This window comes from Enterobacter sp. AN-K1, from assembly GCF_020971765.1.
Classification (GTDB): domain Bacteria; phylum Pseudomonadota; class Gammaproteobacteria; order Enterobacterales; family Enterobacteriaceae; genus Enterobacter; species Enterobacter hormaechei_C.
Window position 1 is genome coordinate 4,474,468 of sequence record NZ_CP087390.1, and the last position, 26,069, is coordinate 4,500,536.

26 protein-coding genes and 3 pseudogenes are annotated in these 26,069 nt (G+C 51.9%); 16 read left to right on the forward strand and 13 right to left on the reverse strand.

Annotated features, from left to right (window positions below; all coding sequences use genetic code 11):
* Positions 1-153 precede the first annotated feature (153 nt).
* A complete protein-coding gene (locus LOC22_RS21215) occupies positions 154-1,068 on the forward strand; it encodes a bestrophin family protein (RefSeq protein WP_110870607.1) in 915 nt (304 codons plus the stop codon).
* Here the strand turns inward: LOC22_RS21215 and LOC22_RS21220 are convergent.
* The gene (locus LOC22_RS21220) at positions 1,056-1,604 is read right to left on the reverse strand and encodes a GNAT family N-acetyltransferase (RefSeq protein WP_017382357.1); all 549 of its coding nucleotides are present in this window, start codon (positions 1,602-1,604) and stop codon (positions 1,056-1,058) included. The genes LOC22_RS21215 and LOC22_RS21220 overlap by 13 nt on opposite strands.
* Positions 1,605-2,048: 444 nt before the next feature.
* Here LOC22_RS21220 and LOC22_RS21225 point away from each other — a divergent pair, with 444 nt between their 5' ends.
* The 9 genes and pseudogenes from LOC22_RS21225 to LOC22_RS21265 all read left to right on the forward strand — a co-directional run bounded on the left by LOC22_RS21225 (position 2,049) and on the right by LOC22_RS21265 (position 11,782).
* Positions 2,049-2,381, forward strand: a complete 333-nt coding sequence (locus LOC22_RS21225) for a hypothetical protein (protein WP_071524110.1) — start codon at positions 2,049-2,051, stop codon at positions 2,379-2,381.
* 497 nt (positions 2,382-2,878) lie between these two features.
* Positions 2,879-3,523 carry a CPBP family intramembrane glutamic endopeptidase gene (locus tag LOC22_RS21230; protein ID WP_023300106.1) on the forward strand — a complete coding sequence of 215 codons (645 nt, stop codon included), beginning with the start codon at positions 2,879-2,881 and terminating at the stop codon, positions 3,521-3,523.
* Positions 3,524-3,537: 14 nt separating this feature from the next.
* Complete coding sequence (locus LOC22_RS21235; protein WP_017382356.1) at positions 3,538-4,791, forward strand: HlyD family secretion protein; 1,254 nt, start codon at positions 3,538-3,540, stop codon at positions 4,789-4,791.
* A complete protein-coding gene (locus tag LOC22_RS21240) occupies positions 4,791-6,998 on the forward strand; it encodes a peptidase domain-containing ABC transporter (RefSeq protein ID WP_017382355.1) in 2,208 nt (735 codons plus the stop codon). Before LOC22_RS21235 ends, LOC22_RS21240 begins: the two co-directional genes overlap by 1 nt.
* 38 nt (positions 6,999-7,036) lie before the next feature.
* A pseudogene (locus LOC22_RS21245) lies at positions 7,037-7,237 on the forward strand (GNAT family N-acetyltransferase); the annotation flags it as partial.
* Positions 7,238-7,382: 145 nt separating this feature from the next.
* Positions 7,383-8,378 carry an alpha/beta hydrolase gene (locus LOC22_RS21250; RefSeq protein WP_045340986.1) on the forward strand — a complete coding sequence of 332 codons (996 nt, stop codon included), beginning with the start codon at positions 7,383-7,385 and terminating at the stop codon, positions 8,376-8,378.
* 45 nt (positions 8,379-8,423) lie between these two features.
* Positions 8,424-9,164, forward strand: coding sequence for a response regulator (locus LOC22_RS21255; protein ID WP_045349601.1), 741 nt, complete (start codon positions 8,424-8,426; stop codon positions 9,162-9,164).
* Entirely contained in the window at positions 9,161-10,456 is a 1,296-nt protein-coding gene (locus tag LOC22_RS21260) for an ATP-binding protein (RefSeq protein ID WP_230239187.1), read from the forward strand. The genes LOC22_RS21255 and LOC22_RS21260 overlap by 4 nt, the downstream gene beginning before the upstream one ends.
* 135 nt (positions 10,457-10,591) lie before the next feature.
* Positions 10,592-11,782 carry a cytochrome c biogenesis protein/redoxin gene (locus LOC22_RS21265; RefSeq protein WP_017382351.1) on the forward strand — a complete coding sequence of 397 codons (1,191 nt, stop codon included), beginning with the start codon at positions 10,592-10,594 and terminating at the stop codon, positions 11,780-11,782.
* Positions 11,783-11,788: 6 nt separating this feature from the next.
* Here LOC22_RS21265 and tam read toward each other — a convergent pair whose 3' ends face one another.
* Positions 11,789-12,547: a trans-aconitate 2-methyltransferase gene (gene tam / locus LOC22_RS21270; RefSeq protein WP_023296628.1), complete on the reverse strand. Its 759-nt coding sequence runs from the start codon at positions 12,545-12,547 to the stop codon at positions 11,789-11,791.
* A gap of 84 nt (positions 12,548-12,631) precedes the next feature.
* On the reverse strand, positions 12,632-13,216 hold the full coding sequence (locus LOC22_RS21275; RefSeq protein WP_149121326.1) for an NUDIX domain-containing protein: 585 nt from the start codon (positions 13,214-13,216) through the stop codon (positions 12,632-12,634).
* 86 nt (positions 13,217-13,302) lie between these two features.
* Here LOC22_RS21275 and LOC22_RS21280 point away from each other — a divergent pair, with 86 nt between their 5' ends.
* The 3 genes from LOC22_RS21280 to LOC22_RS21290 all read left to right on the forward strand — a co-directional run bounded on the left by LOC22_RS21280 (position 13,303) and on the right by LOC22_RS21290 (position 16,072).
* Positions 13,303-14,061 (forward strand): DeoR/GlpR family DNA-binding transcription regulator, encoded by a 759-nt coding sequence (locus LOC22_RS21280; RefSeq protein WP_015570520.1) that lies wholly within the window; start codon positions 13,303-13,305, stop codon positions 14,059-14,061.
* 104 nt (positions 14,062-14,165) lie between these two features.
* The gene (locus LOC22_RS21285) at positions 14,166-15,458 is read left to right on the forward strand and encodes a glycoside hydrolase family 28 protein (protein WP_230239188.1); all 1,293 of its coding nucleotides are present in this window, start codon (positions 14,166-14,168) and stop codon (positions 15,456-15,458) included.
* The gene (locus LOC22_RS21290; protein ID WP_080472113.1) at positions 15,458-16,072 is read left to right on the forward strand and encodes an NUDIX domain-containing protein; all 615 of its coding nucleotides are present in this window, start codon (positions 15,458-15,460) and stop codon (positions 16,070-16,072) included. The genes LOC22_RS21285 and LOC22_RS21290 overlap by 1 nt, the downstream gene beginning before the upstream one ends.
* Positions 16,073-16,255: 183 nt before the next feature.
* On the opposite strand, the gene LOC22_RS21295 is transcribed toward LOC22_RS21290, so the two are convergent.
* From LOC22_RS21295 to LOC22_RS21305, 4 genes and pseudogenes are all read right to left on the reverse strand, one after another.
* Positions 16,256-16,891, reverse strand: a complete 636-nt coding sequence (locus LOC22_RS21295; protein WP_015570517.1) for a DUF421 domain-containing protein — start codon at positions 16,889-16,891, stop codon at positions 16,256-16,258.
* Between the two features lie 9 nt (positions 16,892-16,900).
* The gene (locus LOC22_RS21300; protein ID WP_014069654.1) at positions 16,901-17,347 is read right to left on the reverse strand and encodes a DUF3290 domain-containing protein; all 447 of its coding nucleotides are present in this window, start codon (positions 17,345-17,347) and stop codon (positions 16,901-16,903) included.
* 277 nt (positions 17,348-17,624) lie between these two features.
* Positions 17,625-17,774: pseudogene (locus LOC22_RS22340) on the reverse strand (ISNCY family transposase); the annotation flags it as partial.
* Between the two features lies 1 nt (position 17,775).
* Positions 17,776-18,104 (reverse strand): annotated as a pseudogene (locus LOC22_RS21305) (ISNCY family transposase); the annotation flags it as partial.
* Positions 18,105-18,368: 264 nt separating this feature from the next.
* On the opposite strand from LOC22_RS21305, the gene LOC22_RS21310 reads away from it, so the two are divergent.
* Positions 18,369-19,334, forward strand: a complete 966-nt coding sequence (locus LOC22_RS21310) for a hypothetical protein (protein WP_032648329.1) — start codon at positions 18,369-18,371, stop codon at positions 19,332-19,334.
* A gap of 15 nt (positions 19,335-19,349) precedes the next feature.
* Complete coding sequence (locus tag LOC22_RS21315) at positions 19,350-19,919, forward strand: hypothetical protein (protein WP_032648331.1); 570 nt, start codon at positions 19,350-19,352, stop codon at positions 19,917-19,919.
* Between the two features lie 50 nt (positions 19,920-19,969).
* On the opposite strand, the gene LOC22_RS21320 is transcribed toward LOC22_RS21315, so the two are convergent.
* The 3 genes from LOC22_RS21320 to LOC22_RS21330 all read right to left on the reverse strand — a co-directional run bounded on the left by LOC22_RS21320 (position 19,970) and on the right by LOC22_RS21330 (position 21,702).
* A complete protein-coding gene (locus LOC22_RS21320; RefSeq protein WP_003857133.1) occupies positions 19,970-20,455 on the reverse strand; it encodes a GNAT family N-acetyltransferase in 486 nt (161 codons plus the stop codon).
* Entirely contained in the window at positions 20,443-20,709 is a 267-nt protein-coding gene (locus LOC22_RS21325; protein ID WP_003857131.1) for a DUF1778 domain-containing protein, read from the reverse strand. The genes LOC22_RS21320 and LOC22_RS21325 overlap by 13 nt, the downstream gene beginning before the upstream one ends.
* A gap of 63 nt (positions 20,710-20,772) precedes the next feature.
* On the reverse strand, positions 20,773-21,702 hold the full coding sequence (locus LOC22_RS21330) for a LysR family transcriptional regulator (RefSeq protein ID WP_230239189.1): 930 nt from the start codon (positions 21,700-21,702) through the stop codon (positions 20,773-20,775).
* A gap of 129 nt (positions 21,703-21,831) precedes the next feature.
* Between LOC22_RS21330 and LOC22_RS21335 the strand changes: the two genes are divergently transcribed.
* Positions 21,832-23,214 carry an MFS transporter gene (locus LOC22_RS21335; protein ID WP_230239568.1) on the forward strand — a complete coding sequence of 461 codons (1,383 nt, stop codon included), beginning with the start codon at positions 21,832-21,834 and terminating at the stop codon, positions 23,212-23,214.
* Between the two features lie 21 nt (positions 23,215-23,235).
* Here LOC22_RS21335 and LOC22_RS21340 read toward each other — a convergent pair whose 3' ends face one another.
* From LOC22_RS21340 to LOC22_RS21350, 3 genes are read right to left on the reverse strand one after another with little or no spacing between them, the layout of a single operon-like run.
* Entirely contained in the window at positions 23,236-24,231 is a 996-nt protein-coding gene (locus LOC22_RS21340) for a DUF2891 domain-containing protein (protein WP_017382342.1), read from the reverse strand.
* 9 nt (positions 24,232-24,240) lie between these two features.
* Positions 24,241-25,227 (reverse strand): DUF979 domain-containing protein, encoded by a 987-nt coding sequence (locus LOC22_RS21345; RefSeq protein ID WP_017382341.1) that lies wholly within the window; start codon positions 25,225-25,227, stop codon positions 24,241-24,243.
* Entirely contained in the window at positions 25,224-25,946 is a 723-nt protein-coding gene (locus LOC22_RS21350) for a DUF969 domain-containing protein (protein ID WP_003857121.1), read from the reverse strand. Before LOC22_RS21350 ends, LOC22_RS21345 begins: the two co-directional genes overlap by 4 nt.
* Between the last annotated feature and the right edge of the window lie 123 nt (positions 25,947-26,069).

The window sequence follows — 26,069 nt, forward strand, 5'->3', positions numbered from 1 at the left end:
CAACATACTATGTGCTCTTTTTTTAAAAAGCACATGCAGCACCGTGCGCGTAAAGCTTTGCAGGTCAGAAAATGCAATGAATTAGTAACAAGCTTGCAACCGTGAGGGGGATCACGTTTAATAGCCGCGCTCTTTACTTATCTGAAGCTGATTATGATTGTTCGACCTCAACAGCACTGGCTGCAACTGATTTTTGTCTGGCATGGTTCGGTACTCCCCAAAATTTATACCCGACTGCTGCTTAACTTCCTGCTTTCCATCGCCGTGATTGTCATGCTGCCGTGGTATACCTCGCTGGGCATTCGGTTTACCGTCGCGCCGTTCAGCATTCTGGGTGTGGCTATTGCCATCTTCCTGGGATTCCGTAATAACGCCTGTTATTCCCGCTACGTTGAGGCACGTCTGCTTTGGGGGCAGTTGATGATAGCGGCGCGCTCGCTGTTTCGCGAGGTAAAAAACACCTTACCGGATGATAAACATCTCGGCGAGTTTGTTCGCCTGCAAATCGCCTTTGCTAACTGTCTACGTATGACCCTGCGCCGAGAAACCAATGCCGATCAGCTGTCTCGCTATCTGGCGCCTCACGATTTACGCAACGTGATGGGCGCCAACTCACCGGCGAACCGTATCCTGCTGATCATGGGGGAATGGCTGGCCGTGCGGCGGCGTAGCGGGCAGCTTTCAGACATCCTGTTTCACAGCCTCAACAACCGCCTGAATGACATGTCCATCGTGCTGGCTGGCTGTGAGCGTATCGCCAATACGCCAGTCCCGTTTGCCTATACGCTGATCCTGCACCGGACGGTGTATCTGTTCTGCATCATGCTGCCGTTTGCGCTGGTTGTGGATCTGCATTACATGACGCCCTTTGTCTCTGCGCTGATTTCGTACACTTTTATCTCGCTGGATACGCTGGCAGAAGAGCTGGAAGATCCGTTTGGGACGGAAGATAACGATTTGCCGCTGGACGCCATCTGCAACATGATGGAGCGCGATCTGTTGCAGATGAACGATGAAGAGAACATCCCTGAAAGACTGATGCCGGATAAGTATTATCAGCTGACCTGACGGGCATTCCATTCGTCGCGGGTGATTTCCCACAGTTCCGAGTCCAGCATGCCGCTGACGTAGGCTTTCTTCTCCGTCCTGATAAGCCGCATGCCGCTGCTGTCTGAAATACGTCGGGAGCGGCTGTTGGCCGCCGCTTTCGGCGCACGTAACACCGGTTTATTGAGCGTATTAAACCAATAATCCGTTGCCGCAATGCTCGCTTCCCGCATATATCCCTGGTCCTGAAATTCCGGCGCAAGCCAGAAGCCCCGGTTGTTGTCCTCCACGTCATACAGGCAAATCACCCCCATCAGTTCGTCAGGCGCTTCGCGACGGCGAATCGTCCAGAACCACGCAATCCCTTTGTCCATGTCGGGCAGTGCAACGTTGTTGACGTAGTTTTCAGCACCGTTTTCCGGGTAGGGCCAGGGGACTGAAGCCACCATATAGCGGACAATCTCCCAGCGGGGATAGCGTTGCTGGATCTGGACGGCATCGGCGGCAACAAGGGGTTTAAGTAATAAGCGTTCTGTCGTAAGCGTGGGTATCGTCATCCGGTGATCTCCATATTTGAGCGTTATCATTTGTTTGGGTTCTGATATTTCATCAATATCACATTCCAGTTGGTCGTGCTTTTGTTATTCAGATTTATCCATAAAGGAGTATGTAATGCCAAGAAAAGCCAGGCCCGAAGAAGCCGAAACACTCTGGCACGTCCGTAACGAAGCGATGCGCCATGGCTGTAAAATCTGTTACGACGCAGAAGTGATTGCGCGCTGGACGTCAGAAAAGATGCCTGAACATTACCGTACCTCCAGGTCGATTTCGTGTTATAGGCCTGCCCATGCAGGAGCTGAACTGCTCCCAAATGGAGCTACGGTTTACGAAGTTCAATAGCTTATTTACATTTGCTTACATAAATACACTTTCTTTACATTAAGTAATGTAAGATATTTTTTTAGCACAAAATGCAAAACTAAATTAAATGGAGATGATTTATGTCGAATATAAGAGCATTAAGCCTTAATGAGATAGCATTAGTAAGTGGCGGCAATGGAAGCGGTAATTATGAAGGTGCCGGTAGTCGTAACACCAGCTCTAAACCTGGTAATTCAAAAGGAAACAATGGCTCTATTTACAAGGGCGTTGACTCATGCGGCGCAGGAATCATCGGTGGTCTAATCGCCGGCTCTCCTGGGGGGCCAGTGGGTATGACCGCTGGGGTAATTGGTGGAGCTATAGCTGGCCAGTGCACAAAAGATAGTTTTTCAGATCGTGGTAGTAAAGATAAAAGTAATAATTACAACGGCCCCGGACAATGCCGTTGGTAAGTAATTTGAGTTGTGTGTGATAATAATTTAAAAGCTCATTATAACTGAATGTTATTCTAGGTGTTTCGATATTTAATGATTATTCGAAGTAGTCATGATGAGCTATTATTTTTGATAAAGTTAATGTAATCACAAGTATCGGGTTAAGCATGAAACAATTTTTAAATTTCCTAATTTACTTATTTTTTTTCATTATCGCATTTACCCTTTTGAAATACGCTGAAGTTCTTGAGTTTGACGAAGTATCACGGCCAGGGATTATATCAAGGTTTCTTATTGCGTTGATTGTATTAATAGCAGTAACACGATGGGGCGTTAACTTGATGAATAGGTTTAAAAGTAAATAAAGTACACTCCGATAAAAATTGTTGTGTTGCAGAATGGAATCATTACAAATGTTCACTGAAGTTAAAGTGCATGATATCAAAAAATGATTACGATATCATAGCCATATTTGTTGATTCTTATATAAAATATGAATTAATAATAGGTTGAACATGATAATCTTTAGGCATGTCTATCCATTCATTTATAGTAAGAAAAACGTAATTGTTCTTTTTATTGCGTCTGTTATCTCAATAATAATTACGTTATCGCCATCCATAACCCTCCGCTATCTTACTCTCGATGTGTCATTTTTCTTATTGTTTATTGCGGAATTTTCAATTGCATTTTTCTTGTATATTTTTTACTTAAGGAAGTTGGATGGTTTTAAATTACGCCCAAGTAGAGATTTAACTTCAATAAAATTTTCTATTGTTGTGTTGTTTGTCATTTTGCTGGTTCAGTATAATGTTTATCTTTACAGGGATAATTTATATCATTATGGACCTTCCCATATTAGTTTTATAGCATTTATAATAGCCACCTTCGTAGTCCCATATTATGAGGAGATTATATACAGGGGCTGTATCTTCGGTGTTTTCCACTCAATTTTTAATAAAAAGTATATTATCCCATGTATATTGACTTCATTGTCTTTTTGTCTGATGCATGGACAGTATTATAACATTTTAGATCAATCCATTCTTTTTTTGGTGTCAATATTGCTATTAATAGTTAGAATAAGAAGCAGAGGGCTTTTTTATCCTATTATAATTCATTCGTGCATGAATGCTTTTGTTTTGTCGTTAAATTTTTGAAGGGTATTTGGGATATGAATATCTTCAGGGAAGAGGCTTTAAATCATCAAACAGATTCTGATTATGGTGAGATTGTCTTACCTGCGTCATTCGGTTTATCAGTAAGCGCACTCACAACGTTATTCATATTTCTGTGCCTGATACTCTTTATTCTTTATGGTAGCTATACACGTAAGGCTCACCTTTCCGGAATCGTTATGCCCTCATCCGGGCTGGTAAAAATCACTCCTCAATATGCTGGCTACGTAACCAAATTGACCGCCTCAGAAGGTCAACACATTATTGCCGGTGAGACTCTTTATCATATCAGCGGTGAACATTTCAACGAACAGGGGGCAGGTACACTCGCTGCTATAAGACTTTCCCTACAAACTCAGTTTACGATGCTGACTTCTCAACAGACCCTGGAATTGCGTGACAACAGTCAGCAGCAGCATGCCATACAACAGCGAATAGTTTCCCTGAAACCTCAGGTTAAAAGTGCAGAAAAGCGTCTGTCACTTGCCGTGCATCAGGCTGCGCTGGCCGTGTCTGTTATGGAGCGCTATAAGAAACTTGCTGATACGCATTACGTATCAGATATCGAATACCAGCAGAAGCAGATTGACGTTTCAACGTCACAGCAAAACGTTGAGGATCAGCGTCAGGGGCTTCTGCAACTGCACACCGCGATGGAGGCTGCTAAAGACGACCTTGACCATCTCATCGTTCAGGGTGATAGCCGGAAGGCTGAAATGGACAGGCAGTTGCAGGTGATCAGGCAACAGCAGGACGAACTGGCAGGTAAGGAAAATTTCACGCTGACTTCACCGGTATCCGGAACCGTTGCTGCCGTGCTGGTCAGACAGGGACAGTCTGTCAGGGCATCTGAACCTGTCATGACCCTCATTCCCGACAATGCCCGTTTGCAGATAGAACTCTATGCTACCAGTCAGAATGCTGGCTTTATTCAGGCGGGGCAGCGTATTGCCCTGCGGTTCTCTGCCTTCCCCTATCAGAAGTTTGGTGTGCAGTACGGGACTATCCGTGAAATAAGCCATACAACGCTGACATCTTCTGATTTACTCTCCGTATCTCCTGTGACCTGGAAGGAGAATGAAGGTCATTACCGCGTCATCGTTGAACCTGAAAATACTTTTATTCTGGCTTATGGGAAACAGGAAGCCCTGCGCCCCGGCATGGTTCTTGAGGGGGATGTCAGCCTGGATACCCGCAATTTGTGGGAGTGGCTGACTGAGCCGCTCTGGAGCCTGAAAGGAAAGCTGTGATGGATACACTTAAATGGACCGGGAGAAAACAGCTTCCTCTCACCCGACAGACAGAGTCAGCGGAATGTGGTCTGGCATGCCTGGTCATGATGGCCTGCTGGCATGGTCTGCAAACAGACTTACCCACACTGCGCGAACGTTTCAGTATCAGCTCACAAGGGATGACCCTGCAGAGACTGACTGAATGTGCGGCCGGTATCGGATTATCCAGCCGGGCAGTTCGGCTGGAGCTTGAGGACCTAAGATCCCTTTCTCTCCCGTGTATTCTCCACTGGAACATGAATCATTTTGTTGTGCTACATAAAGTTCGCGGAAGCAGGCTGGTTATTCATGATCCGGAAAAGGGAAAAGTAACGCTCTCCCTACAGGATGCTGGAAAACATTTCACCGGCGTCGCGCTGGAGCTGATGCCAGCCAGTGATTTTACCGCTCGGGATGAAAGGAAAAAAATCCATCTGCGCCAACTGACAGGTAAAACACCGGGTCTGTTGTCGGCAATGTCGCGAATTATCGTTTTTGCCGTGGCACTCGAAATCCTGACACTGGGAAGCCCGCTTCTCAACCAGCTGGTGATTGATGAAGTCCTGGTGGCTGCCGACCAGAGTTTGTTGACCGTCATTATTATTGCGCTTCTGCTGATGTCACTGACCCAGATGCTGCTGTCACTGGCCCGCCAGTGGGCGAGTATTACACTGTCCGTCAATTTTAACATGCAGTGGACAGCACGGGTTTTCCATCATCTGGTCCATCTTCCTCTGGCCTGGTTTGATGCACGCAGTAAGGGGAGTATTAATGCTCGTTTTGAGGCGGTAGATACCATCCAGCAGGCGCTGACTACGCAAGTGCTGGAAGGTATTCTGGATGTGTTGCTCGTGGTGACTGCGCTTTGCATGATGCTGCTGTACAGTCCTGAAATGACATTGATCGCCGTACTTGCAGCCATTTTCTATGGTGTGTTGAGGGCACTGTGGTATCCGTCCCTTCGACAGTCGGCAGAAGATGCCTGGGATGCAGGTGCCAAGGAGTCCGGGCATTTTCTTGAAACACTCAACGGGATCCTCAGCCTGAGAATTAACGGTGTGACGGCACATCGTGAGGCCGCCTGGCTGAATCTCAACGTTGCCCGCAGAAATACGCAGTTGCGTCAGAGCCGTCTGCTGATGTGCTATGACATTGCTCACACTCTTACCGGCAGCGTGGTATCAGCAATCATTTTGTGGAAAGGCGCCGGGGAGGTATTGAATGGAACCTTCACCGTCGGCATGCTGGTTGCTTATTTATCCTATCAGACGCGTTTTTCTTCCAGTATCAGTAGCCTGACTGATAAGTTTTTTTCCTGGCGTATGCTCGATGTTTACAACGAACGACTGGCTGATATTGTACTGACCCCGACAGAAGGCCTTCAGCAACAGCCTTTTCGTGAGCATAACAACGCTTCGCACATTCCTTCTGTATCCCGCAGGGAGATGGATGAATATGCTCATGCTCCTCTAGTACTTGAGCACATCATCTTCAGCCACAAGGGAGGGGAAAATCCGATAATCGGCGGGGTGTCGCTGACACTCAATCCCGGAGAAGTCGTTGCCATTACAGGTAAATCCGGATGCGGGAAAACGACACTGGTGAAGCTTATCCTTGGGATCCACATCCCTGATGAGGGCAGGATCAGGGCATTTGGCATATTGCATACGCATCCGGATTATTTTCAGGTTCGTCAGCGTATCGGTACCGTACTGCAGGATGACCATCTTTTCAAAGGTTCTGTAGCAGATAACATTATTTTTTTCAGTGATGACCGAAATTATGAACGAATGATCCAGTGCGCAAGACTGGCACTTATCGACAGCGATGTTATGGCAATGCCGATGGGGTATCAGACGCTGATTGGTGAAACCGGCGGAGGGCTTTCCGGAGGACAAAAACAACGCATTCTGCTGGCAAGGGCGTTGTACAAGAAACCGGGATTCCTGTTACTGGATGAAGCGACCAGCCACCTTGATGTTGAGAGTGAAATCCGGATAAGCCAGACCTTACGTCAACTGGGGCTTCCTGTTCTGCTGATAGCCCATCGCCCGGAAACCATAGCCTCTGCAGACCGGGTTTTGTATCTGGCAGACGGCTACTTAACGGAGCTGAATCTCCAGCATACAGTCAATAATGGCGAGTCTGTTTGTGAATATACTAATGACGTGATGGCAAAAAATTAACCTTAACGTACATAATTTTCGATATCCAAACTTACCCCTATCTGGAAGATCTATTTGTTGACGCTGCCGAACGTGGCGCAGGGGCGGGTAAAGCGCTTATCGACGCCCTGATCGATGAGGGTAAGCGGGAAGGGTGGTCAAAACTCTACTGGGTAACCCGCATGCACAATCCGGCGCGTAAGCTGTATGACCACTATGGTGAAGCTGACGATTACGTCCGGTACCGAATCTCGCTTTAGTCGTTTAATACCTGGGTTTGTATCACACTGTATCTGCCTCTGCGGTACATACACAGGTATGCAATAAAACCGTATCCCCACACATCTCCTATACAAACGCATGGTGATATATCTCCGTCAACTGAACTCACCCGGAGATAACATCATGTTTAACAAACTCGCATACTCAGCAGTCGCCCTGACCGTTTCGCTTGGCACCGTGATGTCCTGTCAGGCGGAAGCGATGGGCAAGGATTACGCGTCGGCCTTCAACCAGGTAAAACAGATTAACGCTGGCGATCTTAACGTCGGTTATGTCGATATCGGGCCAAAAGAGGGGCAACCGGTGATCCTGCTGCATGGCTGGCCGTACGACATTCACAGTTATTCAGAAGTGGCCCCCGCGCTGGCCGCAAAGGGGTATCGTGTTATTGTGCCGTCCCTGCGCGGGTACGGCACCACGCGCTTTATTTCTGAAAAAACGCCGCGAAACGGCCAGCCTTCGGCAATGGCAAAAGACATCGTCAACCTGATGGACGCCCTGAATATCAGACAGGCGGTGTTTGCCGGTTATGACTGGGGGGCGCGTACGGCGGATATCGTTGCGGCGCTCTGGCCGGAACGCGTGAAATCGCTGGTCTCGGTGAGTGGCTACCTGATCAGCAGCCAGGCGATTGGCAAACAGCCTTTACCGCCGAAGGCAGAGGTACAGTGGTGGTATCAGTTCTATTTCGCCACGCCGCGCGGTGCGGAAGGCTATGCTAAAAATACGCACGATTTTGCCCGGTTGATCTGGTCTCAGGCTTCGCCTGACTGGAAATTCAGCGATGCCACCTTCAATGCCAGCGCCAAATCCCTCGATAATCCGGACCACGTTGCCGTCACGCTCAGTAATTACCGCTGGCGTCTGGGGCTGGAGAAGGGGGAGCAGAAATATGACGCCTACGAACAAAAGCTGGCTAAGCTGCCGAACATTACGGTGCCGACCATCACCATCGAGGGCGGTAACAACGGGGCACCACATCCTGCACCCGCAGCCTATGCGGGGAAATTCACCGGAAAATATGAGCACCGTGCTTTCGGCGCAACGGTTGGCCACAACCCGCCGCAGGAAGATCCGCAGGACTTTGTTAACGCGGTTGTCGACGCGGATAAGCTCTGATATGTGCTATTTTCAATCCGTTACCTCTTAATCAGGGAGCCTGCGGTGGAGCATATTGATCACATCCTTGTCGTCGATGACGACAGGGATATTCGTGAGCTGATTGTCGATTACCTCGTGAAATCCGGCTACCACGCCTCTAGCGCGGCGAACGGGAAAGAGATGCGCGTAGTGCTCGACAAACAGCATATCGACCTGGTGGTGCTGGACGTGATGATGCCCGGCGATGATGGCCTGACGCTGTGTCGACAGCTGCGCAGCAGCAGGCATAAGGATCTGCCGATCCTGATGCTCACCGCGCGCAACGAGGACACGGACCGCATCCTGGGGCTGGAGATGGGCGCCGACGATTACGTGGTGAAACCGTTTGTGGCCCGCGAACTGCTGGCGCGTATCAAAGCTATCCTGCGTCGTTTTCGTACTATGCCGCCTAATCTTCAGGTGACCGAGGCAGGGCGCCTGGTGGTGTTCGGGGAATGGCAGCTGGATACCGTGGCGCGTCATCTGATTGATAACGAGGGGATGGTTGTGGCGCTCAGCGGGGCGGAATATCGCCTTTTGCGCGTATTCCTCGATCATCCTCAACGGGTGCTGACCCGCGACCAGCTGCTGAACCTGACGCAGGGACGTGATGCTGAGCTGTTTGAGCGTTCGATTGATCTCCTGGTGAGCCGCGTGCGACAGCGTCTGAATGAAGATGCCCGCACGCCCGCCTACATTAAAACCGTTCGCAGCGAAGGCTACGTTTTTACCATGCCGGTGACCATCGTCGAGGCCAATGAATGACGCTGTGGCCCCGCACCTTACTGGCCCGGCTGCTGATCATTGTGCTGCTCGGGCTCTTGCTGGCTAACGCGCTCAGCCTGACGCTGGTCATGGTTGAGCGAATGCGCAGCGCGCGTACGGTTATGCTGGGCAATCTTGAGAACGACGTGGCGACCAGCGTGGCTATTCTCAACCGGCTTCCGGCCAAAGAGCGGCCAGAGTGGCTGGAACGGCTCAGTCGCGGTAATTATCGTTATATCCTTGGCCCCGGCGAGGCAGGCGCCGCGCCAACTGACAAGCGCTCGCGGGATGCGATTCGCACCCTGAAAGAGACGCTTTCAGCCCAATATCCGCTTCAGTTTACGGCGGTGCCAGGGCCGATTTCCCATATTCAGGCCCATCTGACGCTCCGCGACGGCGCACCGCTCACCATCGATTTGATCCCGCGCATGCCGCCTGTCGCCAGCTGGTTGCCCGTGGTGCTGGTTCTTCAGCTGTTACTTGTCGCGCTCTGCTCCTGGATTGCCGTGAGCCAGGTTGTCCGACCCTTCCTGCAATTCACGCGCGCGGTTGATTCCCTCGATCCTGCGGCCCATTCTCCGATGACTGAACAAGGTCCGGTTGAGGTGCGCCAGGCAGCGCACGCTTTTAATGAGATGCAGTCGCGGATACAGACCTATCTGCGTGAACGCGCGCAGATTCTGGCGTCCATTTCTCACGATCTCCAGACGCCCATCACGCGCATGAAGCTGCGGATCGAAATGGCGGATCAGCCCGAACTCCGCGATAAGCTGCTGAGCGACCTGGATAATATGTCGCGCCTTGTACGGGAAGGGATTGCCTATGCCCGGTCATCAGAATCTCTGGAAGAGACCACGCTGAAGCTGGAACTGAACGCGTGGGTTAACAGCATCGCCAGTGATTATCAGGACATTGGTAAAAACGTGCAGTTTCATGCACGCAATGCGCGTCTGCCGATCGTCACTCGTCCCCAGGCATTGCGCAGGGTAATGACCAATCTGCTCGATAATGCGCTGAAGTTTGGCGATAGCGCGGTAATAGAGATTGATGAAAATGAAAGGCAGGTAGCGATCCGCATTATGGATAACGGCCCTGGCATCCCGGAGGCAGAACTGGAGGCGGTGTTACAGCCGTTCTACCGGGTTGAAACCTCGCGCAACCGGGAAACGGGCGGCACCGGGTTAGGCCTCGCCATTGCCGCGCAGCTCACCGCCCAGCTTGACGGGAAATTGCATCTTGCAAACCGGGCAGAGGGAGGGCTGGCCGTAAGCGTGACCCTTCCGCGCGGTTAATTGTACGCCTGTGTATCTGCACGCCGCGCCGATACGCAGGCAGACAAAATTCAGCTTTTCGCACACGGCCTGAACACATTCGTACGGTGAAATGACCTCACTGCACCTTCGCAGCAACCGTATCGTGAGGTCGTTATGTTTCTGATAATCGCTTTTTTAGGCGGCATGATTAGCCTGCTCAGTCCGTGCACGCTTCCCGTCATTCCTCTGCTGTTCGCTGGCTTTCAGGGGCAGCGCAAACACATTCTGGCGCTTCTGGCGGGAATGATTGTGATGTTCACGTTGGTGGCGATGGTAGTAACGGTTGCCAGCGAGTGGATCGCTGACGCCACCATTATCGGTCGCTGGATTGCGCTGTTGGTACTGAGCATTGCCGCCCTGGCCCTGATCTTTCCGCAGTTCGCTCAGCGCATTGCCCGCCCGGCGGTCAGCGCGGGAAACGTTCTCAACACCCACAGCATGCAGCGACGCGGCCTGGTTTCGGCTTTTCTGGCAGGGCTGGCCGTCGGGCTGCTGTGGTCCCCCTGTGCCGGACCGATTCTCGGGGCGATCTTCAGCATTAATATTGCGGGCCACTCGGCTATCGCAACCGGAGCGCTGTTAGCCGCTTACGGCAGCGGGTGCGCGTTGATGCTGGGGCTGCTTGTCGCGGGGGGCCGTAAGTTGATAACCCCTCTGAGAGCCAAATCCGCATTGATGGCGCGTTTGCGTCAGGGAGCGGGAGTGATGATGTTAGCCGCCGTTGCGTTCAACGCCAGCGGGATGACCTCAGCCCTGAAAGGCGCCAACGGTATTGCCGACCAGCTGGAAAATGCCCTGTTGAGCCTTGCGCAACCCACCTCCACGCAGGTGAAACTGCAACCGGTCGCTGACGCGACGCCGGGCAGCCAGCTACCGTCATTAAGCGGCGGTACGGGTTGGGTAAACGGTGACCCTGTCACGTCTGAGGCCTTGCGGGGGAAAGTTGTGCTTATCGATTTCTGGACCTGGGACTGTATCAACTGCCAGCATACGCTTCCGCACGTGCGTGACTGGGCGAAGAAATATCAGTCTGAAGGTCTGGTAGTGATTGGCGTCCACACCCCGGAATACCCCTGGGAAAAGCCGTTATCATCGGTGAAAAACGCGGTCAACAAATGGCAGCTGCCGTACCGCGTAGTGACGGATAATAACTACAAAATCTGGAGCGCGTTCGGAAATCAGTACTGGCCAGCACATTACTATTTCGATGCGAAAGGGCAGCTGCGTTACACCGCGTTTGGCGAGGGGAACTACGACAAGCAGGAGGCCGTAATTCAGCAGTTGCTCAAGGAAGCGCGTTCCTGATCCGGCTTACGGAACCCGCTGAGCGACCATAAACAGGCGCGGAAAAGCCAGCAGTATCTGCCCGTTCTCCTGGAGCGGATACTGCTCTTCCAGCAGCTCAAGGTAGCGTTTCAGATAGTTTTTCTGCTCGCTTTCGTTGAGTTCCTGTAACCACGGGCGTAACCCTGTCGCGCTGACCCAGTCAATAATCGCCTGATGAGAGCTCATCTGATGGAAGTAAGTGGTGCGCCAGATATCCACGTCGCATCCCGCTTCCGTCAGAATATCGTAGTAGGCATGGATACCCGGCAATGGCTCGCGGCCACGATCGGGGTAGCCCTGTTCCCAGGCAACTTCACGCATCAGGGCGTGCGTCGGCTCAAGCCAGTTGTCAGGCATTTGCACCGCCAGCACGCCGTTTAACTGGAGCAGTGAAACCAGATGTGGCAGAAGGTGGTAATGGTCCGGGATCCATTGCAATGAGGCGTTGGCGTAGATCAGGCTGAGAGGCTGGTCAGGTTTGTAGTGACGGATATCCGCCTCAACAAAGTGGCAGTCTGGCAGGGCCTGTCGGGCTTCCTCCAGCATGGCCGGGGAGTTATCCACGCCGGCGATCTGCGCAGAAGGCCAGCGCTGTTTCAGCAGCGCGGTGCTGTTGCCTGGCCCGCAGCCCAAATCCACGCCAGAGGTTATGTCAGCAAGCGGCACCCGGGCGAGTAACTCAGCGGCGGGACGTGTGCGTTCTGCGCTGTACTGTAGATAAAGAGAGGGATCCCAGTCGGCCATTTTCGCATCTCCATGTTGAGGTGTTCAGCAAGAATAGCACAGGCAAATACCTGCGCCGGGGCAGGTATCTGGCTAATGGTGAGATTATAAAATGCCTTTGAGGGCCAGGTGATAGAGCAGCATGATGGTTTTTCCGTCGACAATCTGCCCATTTTCAATGCCCCGAAGCGCGTCGTCCAGCGTCATTTCCAGTACGTCGATATCTTCTCCCTCTGCTTTAACGCCGCCGCCCGCGCTGGTCCGATCCTGCGGATGATATTCCGCCAGATAGAAGTAGAGTTTCTCGGTAACCGAGCCCGGGCTCATATAGGCCTCAAAAATTTTCTCTACGCGCGTCACCTTATACCCGGTTTCTTCTTCCGCTTCGGCCTTAATCCGGCTTTCCGGGTCAAGGTTATCGAGCAACCCGGCGGCCGCCTCAATGAGATCCTCTTCGTGACCATTTATAAACACCGGGAAACGGAACTGACGCGTCAGAATGACGGTTTTGCTGTCGCGATTATAGAGCAGGATCGTCGCGCCATTCCCCCGGTCATACACTTCACGCTCTTGTCGCTGCCAGTCGCCATCGCTGCGCTTGAGGTCAAAAGTGTATTTTTTCAGGTTATACCAGTTGTCGGACAACGTTTCGCTGTTGATGATGCGTATATCTGCACGTTTTGATTGCACGTTTGGCTCTCCTCTCGTAGAGTAAGCATCATAAACAGCACTATCGTGCAAATACAAGGCATATCGTGCAACAACAGGAATAATTCATGCTCACAAGCCAGCGTAAACAGTTGATTCTGGAAAAACTGGAGGCGGAAGGTCAGGTCCAGTCTACTGCGCTCAGCCTCTTTTTCTCGGTGTCTGAGGACACTATCCGCCGGGATTTACGTGAACTGGCGGCAGAAGGGCGTTTGCAGCGTGTTCACGGCGGCGCACTGCCAGCATCGTCAGCGATTGCGCCTTTTGCCGAGCGTCAGTCCGTTAAAATGGATGCAAAAAAACGCGTGGCACGGCGAGGCGCGCAGCTCATTTCACCGGGGCAGGTGGTGATCATTGATGGCGGGACGACCACCTCCGAACTTATTACGTTCTTACCACCCGATTTACGGATAACCGTGGTGACGCACAGCCCGGGTATCGCTTTGGGGCTGGTCGACCATCCATGCATAGAGGTGATCCTGATTGGTGGTCGTTTGTATAAACACTCCATCGTCACGGTCGGCGCGGCCGCTATTGAAGGCATCAATAATATTCATGCGGATCTGTTCTTCATGGGGGTCACCGGCGTTCATCCTGAGGCCGGGCTGACCACCGGAGATTACGAAGAAGCGTGCATCAAACGTGCATTTTCCGGCAGAGCGGCGGAAACGGTGGTATTGGCCTCACCGGAAAAGATCAACACGGCCTCGGCGTTTGTGATTGGCGACCTGTCGCTGGTGAATACGCTGGTTGTTGAAAACACAACGGATGAACGCTGGGTGAGCGCTCTGAAAGAAAAGGGCGTTGCGGTGATCGCAAGCCAGTAAATATCTGCTTTTTTGCCAGCCTGACCGCGTGGCTGTCAAACAGACAAAGGTTATCCTTCACGCGGATTTCTAGACTAAGGCTTTCATCTGTTTAAGGACAAGCCATGAAAGCGGTCTCCATTCTGACGTGCGGCGCGGACCCAACCGCGCAACGCCTGTCAACGTCTGCCATTCAGCAGGCCATAAATAGCGCTCAACAGAACGATGTCATTGTTATTCCGCAAGGCCGTTTTCTGACCGGAGCACTGTTCCTGAAAAGCGGTGTTTCGCTTCGCCTGGACGCTGGCGCACAGCTCGTTGGAAGCCAGGATCTGGCTGATTATCCATTGATAAACACCCGGGTGGCGGGCATTGATATGCGCTGGCCGGCAGGCATTATTAATATCATCGATTGTGAAAACGTCAGTATTACCGGTACAGGCACGATAGACGGGCAGGGTGTTATCTGGTGGCGACGCTTCTGGGGCGATGACGAGCGCAGCGGCATGGTCGGCGATTACAGCGCCAGAGGATTGCGCTGGGTGGTTGATTACGACTGTCAGCGCCCGCGCAATATTCTGGTCTTTGAAAGCCAGAGCATTCTGCTGCGTGATTTTACCAGTCGGGAGTCCGGATTCTGGAACATGCACCTTTGTTATTCGCGCCATATCACGGTTGAGGGCGTGAAAATCAGCAATTCTGCGGGGCCGAGCACCGACGGGATTGATATCGATTCCTGTGAACAGGTGCGGGTTGAACGCTGCATTGTTTCCTGTAATGACGACAATATCTGCATAAAATCAGGACGAGGACGCGAAGCGGCGCAAAAAGCACGTACAGCACGGGATATAGTGATTCGCGGTTGTACGCTGAATAAGGGGTCCGGGATCACGCTGGGGAGCGAAACCTCAGGCGGCATTGAACGCGTCCTGATAGAAGATAACGCGTTTAACGGTACGGGCGTCGGGTTTCGCATTAAGTCGGCCCGCAACCGGGGCGGGTTTATCCGTGATATCACCGTCCAAAATTTACATCTTACGGACGTACATTTTCCGGTGCTGATCCAGCTGAACTGGTTTCCGCAGTACAGCTATGGCGACCGGGGAAATTTATCTGATAAACCAGAACACTGGCGCAAGCTGGCTGAAGGTGTTGAGGGCGAAGCCGGTCTTACTGCGGTCAGCGGACTGACGATTAAAAATATGACGGCGCGTCGCTCAGACAACAAATATTTCTCGCGGGCATTTTTCATTGAGGGGTATCCGGAGCGTCCTGTGACCGGGTTAACGCTGGACGGAATTTTGATTGACGCGTCAGAGTTCGGGAAAATTTCCGGTGTGGATGGGTTGCGCTTTAAGGATGTGCAGGTGACTGCCGTGGAGAACACGCAAGACCGTAACGACAGTTATGAGCGTTGATGTATTGCACGGTGAAGGCGTTAACGTTACTGTTAGAGAGCTACAAGCAAAGAAATCAGGGGCTTACCGTGAAGAAAGAGATAAAAACACTGGAATCGAGACAGATTTATCGTAACCGCTGGATGTCGCTAAAGGAAGACCGGATTCTGAGAGCCGATGGGAGCGAGGGGCTTTATTCCGTCATTGAAAAAGATGATTTCGTGGTCATCATTCCGGTTGAGAATGATGAAATCTATCTGGTTGAACAATACCGATACCCTCTGGGCCAGAGAACCACAGAACTCCCTCAGGGAAGTTGGGAATGTTCTCGCGACGCTGTACCTGAAGACGTTGCCAGAGGCGAGCTTAAAGAAGAAACCGGGTTAAGCGCCGGGAAAATGGAGTACGTCGGTTATCAAAAGCTCGCACAGGGTTATTCAGCCCAGGGTTATCATATTTACCTTGCCACGGAGCTGACATTTACCGGCCAGCAACTGGAGGAGGAAGAATACGGCCTGACGGTGAAAAAAATTAAAATTAGTGCCTTTGCTCAATTAATACGTGACGGCAAAATCACTGACGCCACCTCAGTTACGGCATTCCTGCTGGCGAGAACAAAAAATATGTTCTCTTAATCATAACGTTTTAGATTAATATTGAGTCTCCACATCATTGTCAAAGCCAAGTTCAGATGCCCGGGGCAGCGCAAAGCTCAAATATTTGATCTGTGCCAGGAGCGGACGTTAATGTCAATATTCTCAGGCGGAGGCACACCAGAAATGGCTGCCTCCTGATAAAATGGTGTTATTGTTTGGATGTTATTTTTCATATCCGTATAAATTAATCCTACCTGACAAGTACTCACCTAAATATACTTCACTAATTTTACTGAAGCCTTTCTTTGTAACTTCAGTTTCTAACCATTCACTGTCTTTATTAAGGATTTCTAGAAGGTCATGGTTGGCCAAACCGTCCACTATAATTGGATAGCGTATATTTTCATCGCCACTTTGTATGATGGTTAATTGCCCATTTTGTTCGAGAACAACGCGTTTTAGTTGTTCTATCTCATAAATTCCATTTGCTCTTAATTTGAACATTAGATCATTTGCAGAAACACCATTCCGTAAACACTCCTTAACATTAACACTGCCATTGTGTACTAAGGTAATCGGTTTCCCATCAATTATCCTTTTAATTAATCGATTGTTTTCCTTCAGGAACTTAAGAGCGAAGACCAAAAGAGTCCATATGATTAGTACCAGAATAAATTGAAGAACCGATATAGATTCGTTGTAAATTACGCCTCCTATAATTCCCCCCAGCACATAGTTTTGAACCTGGTCCATTGCAGATGAGGGGGCCAGATTTCCTTTTCCCATAAGATTTATTTGAACAATTAAACACAGTATCCCCAGGCCCAACTTTATAATGATAGGTAAATAAATTATCATTTCCACACCTCAGTTTGTTATGATTTCTATTTCTGGGTTTACTAACGAAACCTCTACTAAATTGTATGTTTTTTGATCCGGGCTCAAATTGACGCGATAAAAAACATCACTAATTTTAACGATAATGCCATCAGAGAGTTGTACGGAACTGGAAAATATAGCATTTACATTCACATCTTTTTTTTGTGATAGGAGCCTAACAAAATTAACCATTTGCGAGGATTGGGAATGTATATTTTGACTATCAGTATAATCAGCATACTGAACACCAGAAATGAAGAGCAAAAACAAGAAAACTATGATTGTTAAGTCACGATATTTGGTTTGCAGGCGATGACGCATATACAGGCTAAAAACAACGATCAAGATAAATAAAGTACTAAATATAACTATGTATTTTAAATAGTCATTGATATTAGACTGCATTTGTAGATAATCTATGCTATAAAATTTCATATAAGTTCAATCCCTAACCCCTCAAAACCACATTTTATTATAGTAAAACATTTCCATTTATTAGTTATCAGCTGAAATTGATCATTATCCTTAAGCCAACTATGTTGACTTGCTTGTTATGACTCAAGGCATCTCAATGTTAGTAGCATTCAGAACTTCCGTTCTTCGCTCATGTCGGGCATTTATCATTCTTCCATACAGGTCACTCACTACCGGAAAAAGAATTCAGAGTATAAATAATCTTCTAACGTTTGTCCTGAACCAGCTTAATAAACTAAGGAATCTGCCCGAGGCGCTTGTTGTCCACGATAGCAGCCTAATCAATTTCCTGAATACGATTATAAGTGGAGTAGGGAAGGATGACTCCGTTTAGCCTGAGTTCTTTCCGGCCATCCGGGTAATGCCAGACCTCAATGTACTTCCCAATATTTTGACAGGTGAACATCGTGCAGTTCTTCGTGTTCCTCGCTGGCAGCGTAGGCCCAAAGTCAGTATAGCGTTCGCGGATAATATTGAATGCGTACCGGGCAAGACCATCCGGTAGTTGATTATTGCCGGGTTTCCCGCGACGACGGCCAGCCATACCCAGTGGGCCAGATTCATTGTAACGCAACAGAAGGCGTTGGCTGTGACTGTCTGAAATATCAAGGCGCTGCGCGGCCATCAGTGTGGTCAGAGGCTGGACGACAACGCCCTGAATGATTTTGAGTCGGTTAACTTTGTCCATAGTGAAAAACTCCGCTGCGTGTGCCGTCATCAGAATCCCTCGATGGTGAATCTATGTGATGTACACTTAACTTATCCTTATCCCAGAACGGACATTACAATTTTGCTGTTACAACCTTAGTGCGCATAATGTATATTATGTTAAATAACCTCCATAGGTCTGTTGTGATAATGAGTTTGTGATTTGATCGCTGAGTTAACGCTGCTATTATCTAAGTCTTAAGGTTGGAATCATAAGTTTTTCAATAAATTATCCTGCTAATTCACAGTCCTCACGGGATGAAGGAGCTCTCTGATGAATCTACCCGGTCAGCAGTCGCCTGACAGCACCCTTCCCTCTTATGATGTCTCTCGAAGCCTTGGCCTACAGGCCGGTACTGATATCGACTTTAAAAAGCTAGCCGCGCAGCTCGACTGTACACGTAACTTTTACAATGTCGGCATCATTTTCGATGATGGCAAGCAACGCTGGCTGGTTCGTCCGTCACGACGCATTGCTGATGTAAATCAGAGCACCGTCAGCCATGTGGTCATCAGTAAAATTCCGGATGCTAAGGAAACCAGTGCGGAAAAAGCCGTGGTGGCGACGTTAACCACGCCGTCACTTGCGACTGAAATCACTTCAACCGGTTTCGCCTGTGGCGCGATGATTGTTACGCTTGTCATGGCGTTTGGTGCTGGTGCGGCTGTGCCTTTTACCGCTGGCGGATCCGGCGTGATTGCGGCGATTAGCCTGTCCGGCTCGTTGGCTACGGGAGCACAATGCATGATTGGCGCGGGCCGTCTGCTGGCTATCCATAACGACCATGGTTCCGATGTTGCCTGGCTCGACAGCCAGGACTGGTACGTTGCCACCACAACGGTTCTGGATGTCATTTCGCTGACTGCGGCAGGAACCGCGCTACGAGGTACTTTAGAAACGTACAAGCTGATGAAAGCGGCATCTTCAGGTAAAGTTACCGCCTGGTTCCAGAGCATGAGCCGTGCCGAGCGTAAGCGCATCACGGAAGAGATTATTAAAGCGCAGAATCCAGGCATCTCCAGTGCTGGCGTAAAGGCCGCGATCCGTGCAGGTGTTTATCCGAAACGTTTCCCCAGCGAATCGTTACAAAAATCACTGCAGCGCGAGTTAATGAGTGCGGTCAACAACGCATCGGCCTTTGTGGGGAGTTCACTCACAGGGACTATCCGCAACCCACAAAATACCGTCCAGTCAGGGCGTTATGTAGTTGGTGTGCTGCAGTCATTTTTACCTAACTAAACGCTGAGTATATAAATGTTTAAAGTTTTAACCCGTCGCCTGCAATATTGTAACGAGGTGTCCGCCAGCATAAAAAATGCCGCCCCGACACAGTTGCAGCAGCTTAAGACGCAGTTGGCTGAAGATATGGTTAAGCCTGTGGGACTACATACCATGGGTATTCCGGCGGCGGTCAGTACGCTCGGGGTGATTGTCAGTTTCGCCATTCCGCAACTGTGGCTGGGGTATGGCGTACTCGCCGCACTCGGCCAGCCAGCAGAGCGCGTATTCGTGTGGGTCGTGCTGATCGCCCTGCTCTTCGCTGGCATCAACGGAGTGACGATGTTTATGATTGGCAAAGGTAGCATGCGTGCCGTGCGGTTACATCTTACGCTGGCGGTGCTAAGCCTGGTATTAACGGCAGCCTATCTGCTGGCCGCGCTGAGCGGTAATTCTTCTCCGGGCGTCAGTCTGACCGCGGCGCTGGTAAGTATTGTCATGCTTGGGCTTAGCGGTATCTGTATCCTCTCTACCGCTTTCTATAAGATGCTGCTATTTACTTTGCATAACAGAGTCTGGCGCAAGCTTATCAGCCAGACGCGCTAAACATTCATTCCATTAAAATCCCGCCGCTACGTGCGGCGATCCGACTATCGCTACTGGGGAAGCCGGAGAAACAGTGTCCGTTCCTGAGTCTGCGATGCTTTGAAACCATGGTGGATATAAAACGCTTTGGCTTCCTCAGTGAGTGCATGAACCATAATCGCCCGCACCCCGATATTCTCTGCTACACGATAACAGCGTAAAACCGCATCGTGGAGTAAATCGGCTCCCAACCCGTTTCCGCGTAACGAGACATCCACAGCCAGACGGGCAAGTATAATCACGGGAATGGGATCCGGCATGTTACGCCGCAGATTACCTGTCGCTTGCGTATGGTTAACGCTGCCGGTAGCCAGAGAGTAAAATCCCGCGACCTGCTTCGTGCCCGTTTTACAAACGACAAACGTTCGGGCTGCGCCGAGCGCCTGGTTTTTCAGACCTCTTTGTTTTAGCCATTCGTCAAGCACGGCCTCTCCGCTGACGAACTCCGCCAGTTGATGGACGCTGGATAAGGGCTCTGGTGCTGTTACACGTCCCACTGTGGTTTCCTTGCCAGCAGTTTTTCTATGGCAGGATCGTCCGCGACCGGGGCATCGAGCATGTCAATGAACTCTGCGTACTGTTCATCGTTAAAATTGAATACACGTCGATCGAGGATCACATTCTCGGCTGCCTGACAGGCCATCTCCAGAATGAAGTCCGTTCGTGATTTATGGAGGATCTCTGCGGCGGCATCGATAAGCGCCCGCTGGGATTCTTTGGCTCTGAGATTGAGTTGAACATCTGATTTCATGGGTATACCTCTTGTATAGCAATTGCTTTACAAGCATAGCATAAGCGCCGTGTATAGCAATCGCTATACAGAGCCCTTAATCATGTCTGACCTCTCCACACCGCATATCGCAAGAATTTGCTCTCTCAGCCAGCGGTGACCAGGGTCGCGTTCCATTCTTGGGTGCCACATCTGCGATACCGTAATACGACGGCTTTTGAACGGCAGCTCGAACAGATGTACCTGGTCCGTTACCTGCTGATTGAGTAAATAGAGCGCGGGTATCATGGCGATAAGATCCGATTCCAGCGCCACGGAGAGCGCCGTCGGAAATCCCGGTACGACGCTGGCGATTTTACGTTTTGTCCCCAGTTCGGCCAGCGCATCGTCAACGGAACCGTGCAACGCGCCCTCGGGTGACGCTACCACATGGCCCCAGGCGACATAATCCTTCACGCCTATTTCTGCCTGCTTAGCCAGCGGGTGTCCCTTACGCACGACGCCCACAAACCGATCCTCAAACAACCGTTGCAGCCGTATTTCAGGCCCCATATTGCTCTGGACGCCAATCTCCAGATCAACCAGCCCTTCCCGAAGATAGCGCGACGTTTTTTCCGGCTTAGGCGCAAAGCGTATACAGACGTCCGGCGCGGCGTCGGCCACAGCCGCTATAAGCGCAGGCCCAAACGCCACCACAAAACCATCGTTTGCCCTGATGGTAAAAAGGCGCGCCAGACTTTGCGCACTGAACGTTTCAGTTGAGGGCTGCAATACCGCCCTCGCCTCGTGCACTGCACGTCTGGCGCGATCCCGGGTCGCTTCGGCCCACGGGGTTAGTACCATGTTACGTCCGGCGCGCACCAGGATCGGGTCGCCTGTAACGTCGCGTAACCTGCTTAATGTCCGGCTCATGGCCGAGGTGCTGAGGTTCAGACGACATGCTGCACCTGCGACACTCGCTTCGCTCAGCAATATGTCGAGTGCAATCAGTAAATTAAAATCAGGATCGGTCATAGCGCTCATTCCTGTTCATTCAGATAAGGCGTTTCGTGCAACGATAAAGTGCAAATGGTGCGCCTTCCGCCCTGTAAAAGCCATCTTTATAGTTTTGTCATCCATACACTCTTCTCAGAGGACAACATGATGATGCTCTTTTCCAGTCAACCCGGCGACGAAGGACTGCCTGGTCCGGCGCGCGCACGGGTGATGGCCGCAATTATGACCACCACCTTAATGGGCGTGTTTGATGGCACCATGATCAACATTGCCCTGCCCTCCATGGCTCAGGAGATGCAGGTACCTGCCAGTATTGCCGTCTGGTTCGCCAACGGGTATCTGCTGGCGGCTGCGATGACGCTGGCGATATTCGCGGCGCTTGCGGCCCGCCTGGGTTATCGCCCCGTATTTCTGGCAGGTCTGACGACCTTTACCCTGACATCACTGGGTTGCGCGCTGGCGAATACACCCGAAATGCTTATCGGTATGCGCGTGCTTCAGGGGATCGGCGGCGCGGCGACGCTGAGTATTGCCCCCGCAATCCTGCGGTCCGTATTTCCCGGGCGATTGCTTGGCCGCATTCTGGGGTTACACGCCCTGCTCATCGCCTCCAGCTCCGCTATCGGCCCGGTATTGGGCGGGACGATCCTTCACACCCTGAGCTGGCAATGGCTGTTTGCGATAAATGTTGTTCCCGGCACCCTCGCCTTACTGCTGGCGGTCAAAGCGCTGCCGCGGGATGCGGTTCGAAAGCAAGCGCCTTTCGACACCCCGGGCGCGATATTGTCGGCGCTGCTGTTGGGGTCGACGATCATGGCGGCGAACAGCCTCCAGGACTATCATCCCGGTAGCCTTTGCTGGACAATGCTCGCTGCGCTGAGCGGCATGGCGTTTATCTGGCAGATCCGCCGCGCGGATAACCCCTTACTGCCGCCGATGATGTTTAAAAATGAACGTTTTACCCTCGCGGCCTTCACGTCGATGATTGCTTTTGTCAGCCAGGGGATCACCTTTATTGCGCTACCCTTCCTGTTTCAGAGCGAATACGGCTACAGCCCGGTGTTGTCTGCCCTGCTGTTTACGCCGTGGCCGCTAGGGATCGTACTGATTGCGCCGCATGCAGGCCGGTGGGCAGACACGATTTCAGCCCCGGCGATATCCACCCTGGGGCTGATGATTTTTGTCGTCGGTTTGATCCTGCTGGCAACATTACCCGACCGCCCTTCAGTGTGGGATATCTGCCTGCGGAGTCTGGTGTGCGGAGTGGGGTTTGGCTGCTTTCAGAGTCCCAATAACCGGGAAATGCTTTCCAACGTTATTCGTGAGCATGCGAGCTATGCATCCGGTGTTTTATCCATTATGCGCACGTTCGGGCAGTGTCTGGGCGCCGCCGCCGTGGCCGTTCTGCTGGCCGCAGATGAAAGGTCAATTCATGTTGCGCTGTGGGTCGCCGCCGCAGCTTCTGCGGTAGCGGTCGTCGTCAGCGCGAGCCGGTTGCGTAAAATCACTCATCCTGCGGAAACAGGATGAGCACGAAAATATAACTAAGCGCTACTCCAGCGCCAGCAGCGCAAAACTCGCCAGCCAGTGGCCGCCGCTGTAGTGACTGCCGACAACATGCTCCACGCTTGCCGAGAGATGGCGCGCAACGGCATCCTGTAACGCCTGTTGCGCCGGGTGGTTTTCCGGCAAAGCGCGGGCAATGTGCTTCATACACCACGCGCGGCTGAGGTTAAGCCCGTCCAGATGTGCGATTTTCGGGTCGGTGCGGTCGCTTACCTCAGCCGGGTTCATCAGCGCTGAAACGGCACCCACTTCAGGCAGAAACGCATCGAACCAGGCCGGGAAATTCTCTACCACCTTACTCATCAGTAACGCCTCGGTCAGCGCCCCGGAGATATACTCGTCGCCGCCCGGCTCATAATGCGCCGGATATTGCGTGTCCGTATGATAAAAGCGCGTCGCCGCGTCCAGGATCGCCTGTTCAAGCCCGTCATCCGTCACCGCCCGGGCATAATCCAGCCCCAGCGCGAGCGCAAACGCCGTGTTGTAATGTGTTCCGACGCGGATGGGATAGGTGAGCTTGCTGAGGTAATCCACCAGCCGCTGGCGAATATCCCGCGTTAACGGTTGCAGCGTCTGGTACCAGCGCTCCGCCTGTGGCAGTGACGACTGTTTCAGCTCCTGCGCCAGCGCCAGCAGCCAGCCGTAGCCATAAGGCCGCTCAAACGACGCGCGGAACGGCGCGGTAAAATAGGCCAGCTCCTTCGCCACCTTCTCGTCGATCAGGTGTTCTTCGAACAGAGTGATGATCTCTTCCCGGCACGGCAGTTCGGGCCAGAGACGCAGACAGCGCAGCAGCAGCCAGTAGCCGTGCACCGCAGAGTGCCAGTCAAAACAGCCGTAAAAGATCGGGTGCAGCTCGCGAGGCGGCAAAACGTCGCCGTCATCGTTGAGCAGATGCATAATGTGGTTCGGGTATTCCTGACGTAAATAGGTCAACGGCATTCTGGCGAAGGCGTCAGCCTGATGTTGCGTTAATTCCATTGCAGCTCCTTAGCGAAACACGAGGAAATACATTAAGAACACGTTCACCACCAGCAGGGTTAACGCGGTCGGGATCTGGATCTTGATAACCTGATATTTGTCTTTTAGCTCCAGCAGCGCGGCGGGCACAATGTTGAAGTTGGCGGCCATCGGCGTCATCAGCGTGCCGCAATAGCCTGCGTACATACCGATAGCCAGCAGCGGCGCCGGGTTACCGTGATGGACGTTAATCAGGAATGGCAGAGCGATACCGGCGCTTAACACCGGGAAGGCTGCGAAGGCATTACCCATGATCATGGTAAACAGCGCCATCCCCACGCAGTAAATCACCACCAGCATGAAGCGGCTGTCCGGGTTCACAAACAGGCTGACCACCTTTTGTACCGATTCGCCGGTATTCGCCACCACAAACACCCCGCCGAGCATAGCGAGCATCTGCGGCAGGATCACCGCCCAGCCAATGGTATCGACCAGCCGACGCGACTGACGCACCGCATGCAGCGGCGTACCTTTTGTCAGCCACCAGCCGGTAAGGATAGCCGCCACGCAGGCCACGCACAGCGCCGCCAGCGTAAGCTGTTTCTGGTCGAGCAGATAAACGCCGCCAATCGACACGCCTTTCAGAAACAGCGTCCCGATGACCGTTACCACGGGGATCATCAGTGCCGGTAAAAACAGCCAGTTTTTCAGCCGGTTCGACGAGGCAACACGCTCCTCCTCGGTGGACATTTTATAGTGCCCCTTCCCGACCAGCCCGAAACCGGCCAGCAGCGCAATCACGATAACGGCGCCGCCAATAATGCGATACGCCAGCGACTTACCCAGCTCCTGCACCATCAGATCGCCAAACAGGAAGATCCCGCCGAACAGAAACCAGAACAGCGCCGTGGTATAGCGTTTCGGGTTAGCGCGGTCGCGAAGGGTCATCACAACCAGCAGCATCACGACGAAGCCGATCAGGTAATACACGCGGTTAATGGTGATGAGGGTCATCATGGTGCGATCTCCTGCGTACCCTGCTCTGCTTTCCAGGCCATCACGTCGCGACGAATGCTGGCGTCGAGGCGCAGCAGACGCGTCATATGGATGATCAGTGCCGCAATAGCGGTCGGAATGGCCCACAGGCCGATATGCAGCGGTTCGATCCCCTCGATCCCGTTCTCTTTCAGGAACGCATCAATCAGCAGTACCGCGCCAAAGGCGATAAAGATATCTTCCCCAAAGAAAACCGCGATATTGTCACACGCGGCGGCATGGGCTTTGATTTTGTCGCGGATAGTCTGCGGCAGTTCGCCGTATTCATTCAGGGCCGCCCCTTCCGCCATCGGCGCCAGCAGCGGACGCACCGTTTGCGCGTGGCCGCCAAGGGACATCAGGCCCAGCGCAGCCGTCCCTTCGCGGGCGACAAAGTAGAGCATCAGGATACGCGCCGAGGTGGCGCTGGCGATCTTCGCGACCCAGGCCTGGGCGCGCTCTTTCAGCCCGTAATACTCCAGCAGGCCAATCACCGGCAGGATCAGAATGAAGGTGGCAAGCGATCGGCTATTCACGAACTTTTCGCCAAAGGTTTCCAGCAGCATACCGAAATCCATGCCAACCAGCAGGCCCGTCGCCAGCCCCGCCACCACGACAACCAGCAGCGGGTTGAAACGCAGTGCAAAACCAATAACCACCACCGGAATCCCGATAAGTGGCAACAGTGTAGAACTGTCCATAAACGTTACCCTATCCAAAGTGAGCGTTGCGCGCCGACGGCTATTTTTTATACTTCGCAGCAGAGCGAAGCCGGTGCATTACGGCGCGCGATGTTGTGTTTTGCGTCAGGCTCCACAGAACCT

Excerpts from the sequence above, each read along its gene's own strand:
- LOC22_RS21215 (WP_110870607.1), top strand. The coding sequence starts at position 154 with ATGATTGTTCGACCTCAACAGCACTGGCTGCAACTGATTTTTGTCTGG.
- LOC22_RS21220 (WP_017382357.1), bottom strand. The coding sequence starts at position 1,604 with ATGACGATACCCACGCTTACGACAGAACGCTTATTACTTAAACCCCTT.
- LOC22_RS21225 (WP_071524110.1), top strand. The coding sequence starts at position 2,049 with ATGTCGAATATAAGAGCATTAAGCCTTAATGAGATAGCATTAGTAAGT.
- LOC22_RS21230 (WP_023300106.1), top strand. The coding sequence starts at position 2,879 with ATGATAATCTTTAGGCATGTCTATCCATTCATTTATAGTAAGAAAAAC.
- LOC22_RS21235 (WP_017382356.1), top strand. The coding sequence starts at position 3,538 with ATGAATATCTTCAGGGAAGAGGCTTTAAATCATCAAACAGATTCTGAT.
- LOC22_RS21240 (WP_017382355.1), top strand. The coding sequence starts at position 4,791 with ATGGATACACTTAAATGGACCGGGAGAAAACAGCTTCCTCTCACCCGA.
- LOC22_RS21250 (WP_045340986.1), top strand. The coding sequence starts at position 7,383 with ATGTTTAACAAACTCGCATACTCAGCAGTCGCCCTGACCGTTTCGCTT.
- LOC22_RS21260 (WP_230239187.1), top strand. The coding sequence starts at position 9,161 with ATGACGCTGTGGCCCCGCACCTTACTGGCCCGGCTGCTGATCATTGTG.
- LOC22_RS21265 (WP_017382351.1), top strand. The coding sequence starts at position 10,592 with ATGTTTCTGATAATCGCTTTTTTAGGCGGCATGATTAGCCTGCTCAGT.
- tam (WP_023296628.1), bottom strand. The coding sequence starts at position 12,547 with ATGGCCGACTGGGATCCCTCTCTTTATCTACAGTACAGCGCAGAACGC.
- LOC22_RS21280 (WP_015570520.1), top strand. The coding sequence starts at position 13,303 with ATGCTCACAAGCCAGCGTAAACAGTTGATTCTGGAAAAACTGGAGGCG.
- LOC22_RS21285 (WP_230239188.1), top strand. The coding sequence starts at position 14,166 with ATGAAAGCGGTCTCCATTCTGACGTGCGGCGCGGACCCAACCGCGCAA.
- LOC22_RS21290 (WP_080472113.1), top strand. The coding sequence starts at position 15,458 with ATGTATTGCACGGTGAAGGCGTTAACGTTACTGTTAGAGAGCTACAAG.
- LOC22_RS21295 (WP_015570517.1), bottom strand. The coding sequence starts at position 16,891 with ATGATAATTTATTTACCTATCATTATAAAGTTGGGCCTGGGGATACTG.
- LOC22_RS21300 (WP_014069654.1), bottom strand. The coding sequence starts at position 17,347 with ATGAAATTTTATAGCATAGATTATCTACAAATGCAGTCTAATATCAAT.
- LOC22_RS21310 (WP_032648329.1), top strand. The coding sequence starts at position 18,369 with ATGAATCTACCCGGTCAGCAGTCGCCTGACAGCACCCTTCCCTCTTAT.
- LOC22_RS21315 (WP_032648331.1), top strand. The coding sequence starts at position 19,350 with ATGTTTAAAGTTTTAACCCGTCGCCTGCAATATTGTAACGAGGTGTCC.
- LOC22_RS21325 (WP_003857131.1), bottom strand. The coding sequence starts at position 20,709 with ATGAAATCAGATGTTCAACTCAATCTCAGAGCCAAAGAATCCCAGCGG.
- LOC22_RS21330 (WP_230239189.1), bottom strand. The coding sequence starts at position 21,702 with ATGACCGATCCTGATTTTAATTTACTGATTGCACTCGACATATTGCTG.
- LOC22_RS21335 (WP_230239568.1), top strand. The coding sequence starts at position 21,832 with ATGATGCTCTTTTCCAGTCAACCCGGCGACGAAGGACTGCCTGGTCCG.
- LOC22_RS21340 (WP_017382342.1), bottom strand. The coding sequence starts at position 24,231 with ATGGAATTAACGCAACATCAGGCTGACGCCTTCGCCAGAATGCCGTTG.
- LOC22_RS21345 (WP_017382341.1), bottom strand. The coding sequence starts at position 25,227 with ATGATGACCCTCATCACCATTAACCGCGTGTATTACCTGATCGGCTTC.
- LOC22_RS21350 (WP_003857121.1), bottom strand. The coding sequence starts at position 25,946 with ATGGACAGTTCTACACTGTTGCCACTTATCGGGATTCCGGTGGTGGTT.